At 35.8% G+C, this 11,154-nt stretch carries 13 protein-coding genes and 3 pseudogenes; 12 read left to right on the forward strand and 4 right to left on the reverse strand.

The window, feature by feature from the left end; genetic code table 11:
* The first annotated feature begins 351 nt into the window (after positions 1-351).
* The 6 genes from ACGF63_RS21485 to ACGF63_RS21510 all read left to right on the forward strand — a co-directional run bounded on the left by ACGF63_RS21485 (position 352) and on the right by ACGF63_RS21510 (position 2,329).
* A complete protein-coding gene (locus tag ACGF63_RS21485) occupies positions 352-681 on the forward strand; it encodes a type II toxin-antitoxin system RelE/ParE family toxin (RefSeq protein WP_387633091.1) in 330 nt (109 codons plus the stop codon).
* A gap of 19 nt (positions 682-700) precedes the next feature.
* Entirely contained in the window at positions 701-940 is a 240-nt protein-coding gene (locus ACGF63_RS21490) for a helix-turn-helix domain-containing protein (protein ID WP_387633110.1), read from the forward strand.
* A gap of 198 nt (positions 941-1,138) precedes the next feature.
* A complete protein-coding gene (locus tag ACGF63_RS21495) occupies positions 1,139-1,321 on the forward strand; it encodes a type II toxin-antitoxin system HicA family toxin (protein ID WP_152961683.1) in 183 nt (60 codons plus the stop codon).
* A gap of 24 nt (positions 1,322-1,345) precedes the next feature.
* Positions 1,346-1,774 (forward strand): type II toxin-antitoxin system HicB family antitoxin, encoded by a 429-nt coding sequence (locus ACGF63_RS21500; RefSeq protein WP_387633093.1) that lies wholly within the window; start codon positions 1,346-1,348, stop codon positions 1,772-1,774.
* Positions 1,775-1,932: 158 nt separating this feature from the next.
* Positions 1,933-2,055, forward strand: a complete 123-nt coding sequence (locus ACGF63_RS21505) for a type II toxin-antitoxin system RelE/ParE family toxin (protein ID WP_387633095.1) — start codon at positions 1,933-1,935, stop codon at positions 2,053-2,055.
* Positions 2,045-2,329 carry a helix-turn-helix domain-containing protein gene (locus tag ACGF63_RS21510; RefSeq protein ID WP_387633096.1) on the forward strand — a complete coding sequence of 95 codons (285 nt, stop codon included), beginning with the start codon at positions 2,045-2,047 and terminating at the stop codon, positions 2,327-2,329. Before ACGF63_RS21505 ends, ACGF63_RS21510 begins: the two co-directional genes overlap by 11 nt.
* Positions 2,330-2,378: 49 nt before the next feature.
* On the opposite strand, the gene ACGF63_RS21515 is transcribed toward ACGF63_RS21510, so the two are convergent.
* Together ACGF63_RS21515 and ACGF63_RS21520 are read right to left on the reverse strand one after the other, a co-directional pair.
* Entirely contained in the window at positions 2,379-2,750 is a 372-nt protein-coding gene (locus ACGF63_RS21515; RefSeq protein ID WP_387633097.1) for a hypothetical protein, read from the reverse strand.
* A 12-nt stretch (positions 2,751-2,762) separates the two neighbouring features.
* Positions 2,763-2,888: a hypothetical protein gene (locus ACGF63_RS21520; protein WP_387633099.1), complete on the reverse strand. Its 126-nt coding sequence runs from the start codon at positions 2,886-2,888 to the stop codon at positions 2,763-2,765.
* Positions 2,889-3,301: 413 nt separating this feature from the next.
* On the opposite strand from ACGF63_RS21520, the gene ACGF63_RS21525 reads away from it, so the two are divergent.
* The 4 genes and pseudogenes from ACGF63_RS21525 (at position 3,302) to ACGF63_RS21540 (ending at position 7,973) form a co-directional block, all read left to right on the forward strand.
* Positions 3,302-4,852 (forward strand): phosphoethanolamine transferase, encoded by a 1,551-nt coding sequence (locus ACGF63_RS21525; RefSeq protein WP_387633101.1) that lies wholly within the window; start codon positions 3,302-3,304, stop codon positions 4,850-4,852.
* 92 nt (positions 4,853-4,944) lie between these two features.
* Entirely contained in the window at positions 4,945-5,886 is a 942-nt protein-coding gene (locus ACGF63_RS21530) for a glycosyltransferase (RefSeq protein ID WP_387633103.1), read from the forward strand.
* Positions 5,887-5,915: 29 nt separating this feature from the next.
* Positions 5,916-6,842, forward strand: a complete 927-nt coding sequence (locus ACGF63_RS21535; RefSeq protein ID WP_387633104.1) for a glycosyltransferase family 2 protein — start codon at positions 5,916-5,918, stop codon at positions 6,840-6,842.
* A gap of 369 nt (positions 6,843-7,211) precedes the next feature.
* Positions 7,212-7,973: pseudogene (locus ACGF63_RS21540) on the forward strand (IS5 family transposase).
* A 34-nt stretch (positions 7,974-8,007) separates the two neighbouring features.
* Here the strand turns inward: ACGF63_RS21540 and ACGF63_RS21545 are convergent.
* Complete coding sequence (locus tag ACGF63_RS21545) at positions 8,008-8,799, reverse strand: glycosyltransferase family 32 protein (protein ID WP_387633106.1); 792 nt, start codon at positions 8,797-8,799, stop codon at positions 8,008-8,010.
* Between the two features lie 651 nt (positions 8,800-9,450).
* On the opposite strand from ACGF63_RS21545, the pseudogene ACGF63_RS21550 reads away from it, so the two are divergent.
* Positions 9,451-9,609, forward strand: a pseudogene (locus tag ACGF63_RS21550) (IS256 family transposase); the annotation flags it as partial.
* 59 nt (positions 9,610-9,668) lie between these two features.
* Here the strand turns inward: ACGF63_RS21550 and ACGF63_RS21555 are convergent.
* Positions 9,669-10,034, reverse strand: a complete 366-nt coding sequence (locus ACGF63_RS21555) for a hypothetical protein (RefSeq protein ID WP_387633108.1) — start codon at positions 10,032-10,034, stop codon at positions 9,669-9,671.
* A 296-nt stretch (positions 10,035-10,330) separates the two neighbouring features.
* Here ACGF63_RS21555 and ACGF63_RS21560 point away from each other — a divergent pair.
* A pseudogene (locus ACGF63_RS21560) lies at positions 10,331-10,767 on the forward strand (recombinase family protein); the annotation flags it as partial.
* Between the last annotated feature and the right edge of the window lie 387 nt (positions 10,768-11,154).

The raw sequence follows: 11,154 nt of genomic DNA on the forward strand, positions 1-11,154 counted from the left end.
GATTTTGAGAGAAAGATATTAACCATGAGGGAATTGCGAACATATTTTGAGTGATAAATCAGCGGATTTGCATGATTTACTTTCGTAGTTCATCCGATTTTCTACCTTTCAAATGCTTAAGAAGATAAGCGACATTACAATCCATATATTAATGCTCCACTCTTTACTTTTGTGCTCTTCCTGTGAAGAGTTTTACAAAAACTTTTTTCTTCCTCAATTACTTGCAATATCTGGCTTTTCTGTTTCTCCTTTCATCAATACTGACACTGTTTGGATCTATGATTTTTGTATAAAATTAGCTTTTGAGGTAATTTAGCTTAAATGCTAATATTCATCTCAGGAGGAAAAAGAGTGTTTAGAGTTATTTATCATGATGAAGCAGCTAAGGAAGCCGATAGCTTACCGAAACTCACAAAAGTGAAGTATGACCGGCTGGTTAAAAAACTGGAAGAAAATCCGCGTATCCTGCGGGAACCGGATACAAAACCCCTTGGTGACGGGCTTTATGAGATCCGCACAATGGGTAACGACATCGCTCGCGGCATTTGGGTTTATGAGGTGGGTAGCAAGATCTATATGCTCCGTATCTTCATTAAGAAAACCCAAAAGACACCAAAAAAAGAAATCGAGCTAGCTAAACGAAGACTGGAGGAAATCAAACGTGAAATTGAAAACACATGACGAATTACACGCTGAATGGATGAAAGACCCGGAGTACCGGGCAGCATACGAAGCAGAAGAGCGAAAAGAAAAATTACAGGCGCTGTTAGCTGAATGGCGTCACAATGCAGGCATCACCCGCGCCCAAGTAGCAGAACGTATGGGGGTTAAGCCGCCGACTGTCTCTCGCATGGAAAGCAATATCAATAAGGCCAGCATAGATACCCTTGCACGCTATGCCCGAGCTTGTGGTGTCGAAAAACTCCAAATAACACTTTAATCTTAGCCACATCCCCCGGTATCTTTATTCCGAACAATCACGCCCTGAATTTTGGGCGTAGACCTGCCGTAATGTCATATTTTTCAATATTATGTACTGGCAAATCTCTTAGCCATTATTTTGACATCGTTTACTTGAGATAAATAAATTCACTTTATGTGTATATGTGTGTATATTAATCTCAGGTTGGGAGGATATATGAAATCAACTGACCTGATAAAAGAGCTGACTGCCGTTGGGTGTGAACTTAAAAGGCATAACGGAGGGAGTCACCAAATTTGGTGGTCACCTATAACCGGAAAGACGTTCCCGGTCCCGCATCCTAAAAAAGATCTGCCTATCGGCACCGTCAGATCGATAAAGAAAATGGCGGGGATTTAATCCCCGCCAACTTTGGAGGTCATCATGTTTTTCTCAGTAGGTGTTGAGTTGCCGAAAGACGAAAATACAGCGTATGGTCTGGTTATTCCTGCGCTGTGTACCGAAGATTATGGCTGTTTCTCTGCTGCTGATAATAAAGAAGATATTGCGATAATGGCGCGTGAGGCTATCTTGTTAACAGTAGAAGACAGAGTCGCAAACAGCAGAGCCGTTGAGCAAATTCAGGATGCCGGCTATTTGGTTTATGCAAAAAACACAGAATATCAATACGTTGATAGCTGGTTTGTTATCGATGTTGATTTATCTGAGTTTTCTGGAAAACAGCAGCGTATTAATATCTCACTACCTGATACACTCATTCAGCGTATTGATAATCGCGTCAAAGAAAGTCCGGCACAATATCGAGACAGAAGTCACTTTTTGGCAGAAGCGGCAAGACATGAACTCAGTTAACACTCTGGTGCATGGATGCACCAGAGTGTTAAAACGTGTTCAATAGATCCCTGGTAATATCGTATGAAAGTAAAACTCGAATCATAAACGCCCCACCATCTTCGGGGATCAGTAAATAAGAGTTGGCAATAAAGACATTACCCGGACCATTTTTACTTATGCCACCCACTGGCCGACGAATTTACATACTCCGTACATTTATCAAGAAAACACTAAAAACCCCAGCGTCAGAAATAAAACTGGCATTGCAAAGATTAGAGGAGATGACAAATGAAAATTAAAGGCATTCCCTGGTCAGAAGTCAGGGCGCAAGCCCTTTCATCCCCCGGAGCTCAGGCCGCTTATGAAGCAGCCAAGCAGGAAGAAGAACTCTACGAGCTGATACAGAGTATGAAAAACAGGACGGGCATTAACAGTTCACAGTTAGCCGAAAGGCTGGGAATTACCCCACCGGCAGTAGCTAAGGTTGAAAAAAATCCGATGAAAGCCAGTGTTGCAACACTTGAACGCTATGCGGCGGCGTGTGGTGTCAACCTCAAAATTAGTATAGTTTAACTGCTGCCCGTCTCTTGGATATTAACTAAGAGTTCGGGCATTTTACTAATCAATGAACTCCTTCGTATTTCTTATTCACAGTGCGTGTTTTTCCGGCTATTGCGTTTAAATTTTCTGAATTAAAGGTGCGCCGATATTGCTGTGTGTGGCTTGCCGTCGTTTTTGCTAATTCGTCAGCCACATTAAGAATATCGATCAACAGCGTTAACACATTGATGCTGTTGCTACCCAATGGAACCGACGAGCCGAATTCATGCACGCTTGCAACATTTCTGCGGATATCGGTAATTTTCTCTGTCAGTGCACCTCCCACCGTTTTTTCGTCATTTTGACCAATGGCACCAACGCGCTGTTGTTGCGACCATTCGCCAGGCTTAATGCTCGGTAATGCCTGTTCAATTTGCAATGTTTGTCTGATCATAGGCTTATCAGGTCAGCCATCCGCGAAACTAATTTCAACCAGCGTACCTGCGACAGGGTACTGAAATAATCCACTCGCTGCGCCGACGAGTGGTACTGACAAAGGTACCGCTGGTGAATTCAATTGCAGAATAATCATCCTCTTTTTAACCCTATTTTCTATAACTCATTAATTCACAGAGATCATTGTAAAGTCGGCTTTTTAAAATATTAAATGGGACTAAATACGGCAAGAGTTATCCTATATCCGTGTATTTAATAATTATCTGATTTACTTGTCCCCTCTACTGTGATTTATTAACGCATGGTGTAAATTGAGAGTCTATATTGATGTTTATATGTTATTTGGGGTTTTCTATATTATAGATAAAGTATTCAGGTTTAAGGTATCAAAGATAAAATAATCATATTGCTCTTATTCACATGATGAAAAATACATAGTATAGTATTAGTAGAAAATCTGACTGGATGAAGAAATTGAATCTCAGCTTTTAGCCTTTTGAAAACCGAACTATCTTTTTTCACCACTTGATATCCTATTGATATATGAATATGAAATTTATAAAAAACCACCTAATCAAGCTATTGCCAGTTGTTGCACTCTTCATTTTTTGTCTTCTAGCTCATATCGCTATGGGTTATCGTTTAAAAATAGGGTATGTATTCGCTGTATTTTTTATTTTCCTATTGCTAAACAAGGTCACTGTCATTTATAGAGTTCTTCTTGTCGTTCTTTGTATAGTAACTCTCCTTTATGCCCCTATAGGGCTGACATATGGATCACCAAACTTCAACTCAATTCTTTCGTTATTCTATACAAACGAACAAGAAGCCAGTGAGTTTATCTCTTCTATTCCAATTGAACATTATCTTTTTAGTGCGCTTATCTTGATGTTTTGTCTTTTATCGCTAAAGGTAAGCATTAATTTATATAAAAAGATTAATGTTTTCCTATTTTCTTTTGCATTAATCACAATAATACACCATCCTTTAAAAACCTTTATACAGGACAAAGAATTTAATATCTTTGACTCAGGTCTCCCTGAAATCAGAGTAGTCAAAGATGTCACTATCAACTTTATAAGGGTAAAAAGCGAATATAAAAAGATGCAGGAAATACTAAGTGAAAACGATACGTGGGGAACAGTATCAGCAAAGTCCAAATATAGCACCTACATTGTTATTATTGGAGAAAGTGTACGTAGAGATTTTATGAATGCATATGGGTTCCCGATACACAATACGCCTTTTATGAGCACTGCGAATGGGACGCTTTTTACAAATTATATCTCAACAGGCCCGTCAACCCAGATATCACTGGCAAACTCATTAGCAATGGTCAAAGATGGTAAAGAAATTTTAAGCAATAATATTGTTACACTGGCGAAAAAAGCTGGTTTTTATACCTATTGGATATCAAATCAAGGTTCGATGGGGTTATTTGATACTCCGGTTGCCAGTATGGGAGCAAGGGCCGATTCTCCATTGTTTATTAAAAAAGGTGAATCCAGTTCTGGTCTTAACAGAAGTATGCCTGATACAAATATAATACCCATTGTGAAAAAAGTCCTAGAAGATAAGAAAGAGAAAAAATTAATTGTTATCCATTTAATGGGATCACACTCTCCTGCTTGTACCCGAACAAATTATGAATACAAGGTGTTTTTTAAGTCAGAGCAGATTTCTTGCTATATACAGAGTATTGAAAACACTGATAATTTACTGTCAATAATTACTGATGAAGTGCAGAAAAATGAGAATAATTGGTCTTTGATGTATTTTGCTGATCATGGCGTTTCTTTCTTTGAGAAAAATACTAAGAAGATGAGGCTTGCTCATAATGATAAATATAAGCAAAATTACCAAGTCCCCATGTTTATTACATCTTATGATGATACATCCCGAAAAGTTATTAATGTTCAACGAAATTCAATGAATTTCTTAACACTATTTTCAGAGTGGACAGGTATCAAAGAGCCTACAATACCTGAAAATTGTAAAATGTTGTCTAATGAAATATGTGAAAACCAAGATAATGTTTTGAATTTTAGTAATAACATCATGAAATACAGCTCATTGCCATCAGATGAAATTCAAAAATAAACTCCACACTACGAAAAATACAAACAGAATTTGTGTTGAACCTGATTTTTAGATAAAATTAACAGGCAATAATGATAAGGTTAGACTAACTTATGAAAACTAAAAAAATTGTTCTTGTAGCCTACAATATACCGGGCTTTGGCGGAAGAGAAACTGTATGCAAAAAATTAGTGGCTCTATTGTCAAAAGAGAGTTTACAATTAGATATCAGTTTTCTTTTTATTAATGATATCAACCAGGAATCTGTTGAAATAGATGATGGATGGTTAAATGGAATGTCATTTCATCGCATTCATTCTGAGATATATAATACAAAAGTTCGCAGAATACACTTTGCCTTTTCATTTTCTAAATTTATGAGAAAAGAAAAGCCGGATATCGTTATTGCAATAGATCCACTAAGTTGCTATATAACAAGTTTGGCGAAAAAATTAATTTTTTCTAAAACCCCTATATTCTCATGGATTCACTCTTCTCTTGAACAATTGTATAAAAATATTTATGTAATAAAAGTCGATTATCACCTTTCTATTAGTTCAGGCATAACTCAGCAACTTATTGATAGAGGTGTTAATCCAGATAAAATCTTTACTATTTTTAACCCTATTTCTCAGAAAAGCGAAACTATCCCTCGACCAAGTGGGAATATAACTAAATTTCTATATGTAGGCAGATTAACCGATGATGATAAGAATATTAGTGGTATGTTTAAGGCATTATCGCAAGTTCATGGTGATTGGGAATTAAATATTGTTGGCAGCGGTCGTGATGAAAAAATATTACGTAGCGTAGCGGATCGTTTGAATATAACTAGCAATATAATATGGCACGGGTGGCATAATGAGCCATGGAATTATATTATCGATGAAATTAATGATGAGTTATATCCTGTTGACAAACCCTCTGAATTAATAAATAAATTACAGAACATAGTTAATGAAAAAAAACCAACTGACAGCAATATAAAAATATCGGTTTCTAATTTATATGATTCAAATTTTTTAAAAAGAGTGAAATCAACACTTAATATTTAATAGCGTCAGTCAACATAAGGGAGAGAATAATGCAAGGTTTACATTTTGATAAAAAGCTATCAATCATAGTTGCAGCACATAACTTAGAAGATTTAATAGGAAGATGCTTGGAAAGTATAAAAAATTGCCTATGCAAAGTTTCTTCTGATGATTATGAGGTTTTGCTGATAGATGACAGTTCTTCTGATTCAACTCCATCAATCTTAAAGAAGTTCACAGAGGAAAATGAATCTTTTATTTATATAAGAAAGGAGTTTAGGAGCTTAGGTAAAGTAAAAAAATATGCGGTAGAGATAAGCCATGGAGAATATATAACATTCGTTGATGGTGATGATTTTTTATCTGATTTCTCTATGGTAGAAATTTTAGATTTCTTGGCATATAAGAAACCAGATATGCTTATTAGTAAGTTAAATGAAGTAAGAAAAGAGTCAGACATAATAGAAAGATCAAAATTACTATCCTCAGTAGAACTCCATAGAGACACAGCAATAAAAGAATTTTTAATTCATAAGAAATTTCAGGCACATTCATGTGGGAAATTTTTTAGGAGAGAGTTATTTTATGGGAATAATTTCCCTGAAGTTCCTTTTTATGAGGATGCATTGTTATTTCCTTTGTTATTGGTCAAGTGTAATAATATTCATTATACTGATATGAAGTACTATAGCTATATAAAAAGAGAAGGAAGTCTTTCTAATTCAATTAATGAAATTAAAGTAAATATAATGGCAGAGGTTATCTTAATAACTGATAAAACTTTTGGGAAGAAGTTTAGGAATCTTACAGCTTGCCATGCTATAGAGCTTATCTATAAGTACGGAGATAAATTATCAAATGAATATTCTAATTCTATTTATGAGATAATAAATAGTCTATCTACATTAAGATTTATATTAGACTCTAATGTTCGATTTAGTTTTAAAAGAAAGTTTATGAAGATAAGAAAGAAATAGAATTTTAAATGGTGGAAAACCCCACCATTTCTTTCATTAAGGGATAAGTTTGATATTATATCTGTAAGCAAATGTCATCATTCGTATATTGGGCTTCATAACAATGAAGGAACTGCTATTTGGTGGAAAAATTTACGATAAATAAGATTCCAAAATAGTGCTACATCTTATACCACTCATAATCCTATGTATAACAATGGGTTGAAGAGGGCTATGTGTAGCAGAATTAAGAAACGTTATTTATATTTATTGTTTTTGATGAAAATAAATATTGTACCTGGGAATTGCTGACGTTTTGAGAGGAATTACTGCACAGCATGATGATTGGGTATAATTGTTTTTGTCAAAAAACTCCGCCACCTCACCATCATACCAAGAACCATATTAACAGATGAAGGAAGGAATACGCTATCTTCATTGATGCGACACAGTGGCCGTGTCTATAACAAAGCGGAACATCGTATGACGCTGGTTCTCATTCGATAGAGAATGAGAACCAGCTGCCCTTGGTGGGATATCCCTGTCGCTTTCGGTCAATAGAATACCGTATTCCGCCGTTTTAATCTGTGGTCAAAGAACGGTATTTTACAATTATTATTCAAATAGTTATCTCATAACGCCGATTCATAATGGTTGTTCATTGATGGCAGTCTAGTCCGAGCGCACCAGCACAGTGCAGGCGCAGCTTCAGGGGAAGATGCATCGATAGGCCGGAGTCGAAGGGAACGTTCAACCAAAATCCATTTGGCGGTGGACAGCTATGGACCTCCTGTCCACTTTGAACTTTCAGGCGGTTAAGCAAACGATATTGTTCATGCCGAGAGTCTGGTCACACAGTCGCCTGAGTTAGAGTTTGTGATTGTCGACAAGGGATACGACAGTGAAAAGCTCAGAGACTTTATCCGAAATCGTGGAGCAACAAGCGTGCTCCCTTCACCGGAAGAACAGTTGAAAAAGCAACCAAATTATTGACAGGCAGTTATATCAGTATCGGCATCTGGTTGAAATGCCTTTGCCAGAATTAAACATTTTCTAGTAATAACAAAAAGATATGACAAGCTTGAGCGAAATTATGCCAGTATGGCTGTCATTACTTTTATGATGATGCAGTTACCCATGTGGACCGTATAAGTTATGTACACGAAACGTCAACAGTCTCTAATATTTAATTTATCCGCATTATTAACACATACTGCTTTGTTTTAGATACAGGAATTTTAAATAATATTTTTTCTTTTGATGCGACTTGAGGCTCACCAGTATCTCTTAATCTGATAAACCGAGAAAAAATAAATTTTTTGAAAATTTTTAATTTATCTTTGCGAGAATGAGAAGGGCACCAAGATCCATTAAATAGGTGAATAGAAAAATTTTCTAATTCGTGCTCTGGTGTGCAGAAATAATATGATGGGTAAATTATTGATTTATTATTTAATTGTGTTGTCTGATAACCATCATAAGGCTCTTGGAGCCCAAATTTTTCAGAGAAATATCGACTGATACGGACTGTATTTGTTTCAAGATCCAAACCATTTGACGTTTCGAAATTAGCGTTTTTGTAGTAACTTAATAAGTCAGCAATGATGGAGTTTCCTGCTTTGGCACCCATGACTGCTGTAATTGGATGATAATGGCCTTCATAATTCTCATAACCACTAAAAAAGTCTAAATGAAGAAACTGATCTATATTATTCGTGACTTCAACATCAGAATCCAAATAGATGCCACCTTCATGATAAAGTGCATAAAGCCTGATATAGTCAGAAATAAACGCCCATTTTCTGTTACGATAGGCTTGTTCTGAATATGTATTTTTAATTTTTTCAAATTTTTCATTATTCCATTCTATTATTTCATAATCTGGAAGGTGCTTTTTCCAGCTCTCAATACATCTTAGTATCAATTCGGACTTTGATTGATTACCAATCCATACATAGTGAATTTTTTTGGGGATCATCTGTTATCTCAAAAGTTAAACATATTCTATTTATGAAGAGTATACATGATTTGGTTTCTAAAGGCACCTAAAACAGCTTATTGAATTTCTCATGCTCGGTTGTAGCGTGCCGCTACAATGATACAATAGCTTGCTGATTATGGAATGGTGTGAGTTGCTCTAAGTTAAGCTGTGTAGATAAGATTTGAATGGGTATACTTTGGAGAAAACCATGGTGATAATAACGAAGTTGTAACTACATTAGTTTAGATAAATTCATGTATATTTTCCTATACTAGAAAATCATAGTTATATTCCTATACCATATTGGTTATTCTATATTGGAATTATTTTGGTTTATAAAGTAATTTGAATATTTTGATTAATATGACGAAAAATATATTGTATGTTACTTACCAAAACCTAAAATGGATATAGAGATTAAATCTCATATCCGATTTTTTTAAAGTAAATTATTTTCGTTATTACATGAATATGTTACTGAGGTAGATATGAAACTTACAAAAGGAAATATAAGCTGGTCACCACTCGTTGTTGTGCCCTTTGTTTCTTGCTTTTTAGAAGTATATAACTTTAGGTTCTTTCCCAAGAATAGGGTATGTATTTACTATGCTTTCCATTTTTCTATTGCTAAATTGGCTAATAAAATTTGGGGCTTTCCCGAATGAAAACAGTTTGTTGAAGCTGCTTTATCTGGGGCTGATGAATGCACAGGAAAAATGGACAATGCCTGTTCAGAGTTAGAATGTGACATTGTCCCAGTTAGCTATTTATTTTGATGGGCGACTGAATAACGTGATGACGCTGTAATATTTTTAACGTGACACAGAACTCTGAACGCTCTCGCTAATTGCTCCCTAAAACTATTATTACCAAATAAATTTATTTTGGTCTTTTGAATACTTGATTTGATTATTATCTTTTGGTGTATAGACAATATTATTGTCTGATATATCTTTATTAATGAAGCTCATAGCACTTATCATCACATTATCACCTATGTATAGATCGTCGCCAATGATGCATGAGTTAGCTCCGACAGTAACGTTATCACCAATATGTATCAATCCTTTTTGATTGGATGAAACGATACCTATAGTTGTATTTTGCCGCACATGAAAATTTTTACCAATCACAGCTTCATATGCAATTACCAATCCTACATAGTGTCCTATAGAAAGACCGGGGCCAATTTTGGCACCAATACCTATTTCACATCCGTATTTAGCTTGCAATTTTCTGTGTATATATTCAGCAACTTTGATTGATTTATTTGAATGATATAAATAGTTAGCCAGCCTCCATCAGAAGTAAAACCTACGCTTAGGATTTTTCCAAGCTCTTCTTATAACCCTACCCCATGTGAATTTTTTTTGTACCGGAACATATCACCTCTGCTACCAAACAGCATTTTAAATGCTCAATACTGGCATAGTCGTATTTATCCATTATTTACCCTCCAATGATTTATGGTGAGTATACCAATATTAGCATCCATTTTTTATCATTTTATGAGAATAGAATAGATTAAAAAACAGCCAATAGACCAGATTTAAAACGGGCTTTAAAGCAGCTGAAGACAGGCAATACTTTAGTCGTTTGGAAGCTAGACAGACTTGGGACGTAGTGTAAAACATCTTGTCGATTTAGTTTCTGATTTAAGTGAACGTGGCATTCATTTTCAAAGCCTGACTGACAGTATTGATACTGGTACAGCTATGGGAAGATTCTTCTTTCATGTCATGAGTGCGCTGGCTGAAATGGAACGGGAGTTAATCGTTGAAAGGACAAACGCGGGATTAATAGCTGCGCGCTCAGGGAAGAATTGGAGGCAGGCCGGTATCATTTTCGTTCTCTGAACAGCAACAAGCGAAAAGTCTACTTGCAAATGGTCAGAGCCGAAAGAATCTTGCGTTGATTTACGGCGTTTCCCTCTCCACTATTTACAAATATTTACCAATAGAGTGACAAAAAGTCAGAAGATTTACTGTAAAAAGCGGATGTGAGGTTAAATTTCAAGCTGGTTTTGATGGTACAACTAGCAAGAAAAACAGCTAAAATAAATCACATATTTTGATAAAAAACGCGGCGCGGAAATTTTATCAATTTAAATGACGTGCTTTTTCAATTTACGCGGCCCGCTACAACCCGTCTCCATGTGAATTTCTTTATATCGGAACATATAATTTCCACCATCAGACAATACATGAGATAGTCAATACTTGAGTAGCTGTGCTTATCTATCCATTTTCATGAATAACCAGAAGGAATTGGTTATGGCATTAATATTCAGCTTACAAAAACAGAGAGTGGAGCATCAAAGCATGGGCTGTAGCGTCGACCTGCCATCTTAAA

Source organism: Photorhabdus sp. RM322S (assembly GCF_042879395.1).
GTDB classification, from domain to species: domain Bacteria; phylum Pseudomonadota; class Gammaproteobacteria; order Enterobacterales; family Enterobacteriaceae; genus Photorhabdus; species Photorhabdus khanii.

Excerpts from the sequence above, each read along its gene's own strand:
- ACGF63_RS21495 (WP_152961683.1), top strand. The coding sequence starts at position 1,139 with ATGAAATCAACTGACCTGATAAAAGAGCTGACTGCCGTTGGGTGTGAA.
- ACGF63_RS21545 (WP_387633106.1), bottom strand. The coding sequence starts at position 8,799 with ATGATCCCCAAAAAAATTCACTATGTATGGATTGGTAATCAATCAAAG.
- ACGF63_RS21505 (WP_387633095.1), top strand. The coding sequence starts at position 1,933 with ATGCCACCCACTGGCCGACGAATTTACATACTCCGTACATTTATCAAG.
- ACGF63_RS21515 (WP_387633097.1), bottom strand. The coding sequence starts at position 2,750 with ATGATCAGACAAACATTGCAAATTGAACAGGCATTACCGAGCATTAAG.
- ACGF63_RS21500 (WP_387633093.1), top strand. The coding sequence starts at position 1,346 with ATGTTTTTCTCAGTAGGTGTTGAGTTGCCGAAAGACGAAAATACAGCG.
- ACGF63_RS21535 (WP_387633104.1), top strand. The coding sequence starts at position 5,916 with ATGCAAGGTTTACATTTTGATAAAAAGCTATCAATCATAGTTGCAGCA.
- ACGF63_RS21530 (WP_387633103.1), top strand. The coding sequence starts at position 4,945 with ATGAAAACTAAAAAAATTGTTCTTGTAGCCTACAATATACCGGGCTTT.
- ACGF63_RS21490 (WP_387633110.1), top strand. The coding sequence starts at position 701 with ATGAAAGACCCGGAGTACCGGGCAGCATACGAAGCAGAAGAGCGAAAA.
- ACGF63_RS21510 (WP_387633096.1), top strand. The coding sequence starts at position 2,045 with ATGAAAATTAAAGGCATTCCCTGGTCAGAAGTCAGGGCGCAAGCCCTT.
- ACGF63_RS21520 (WP_387633099.1), bottom strand. The coding sequence starts at position 2,888 with ATGATTATTCTGCAATTGAATTCACCAGCGGTACCTTTGTCAGTACCA.
- ACGF63_RS21525 (WP_387633101.1), top strand. The coding sequence starts at position 3,302 with ATGAAATTTATAAAAAACCACCTAATCAAGCTATTGCCAGTTGTTGCA.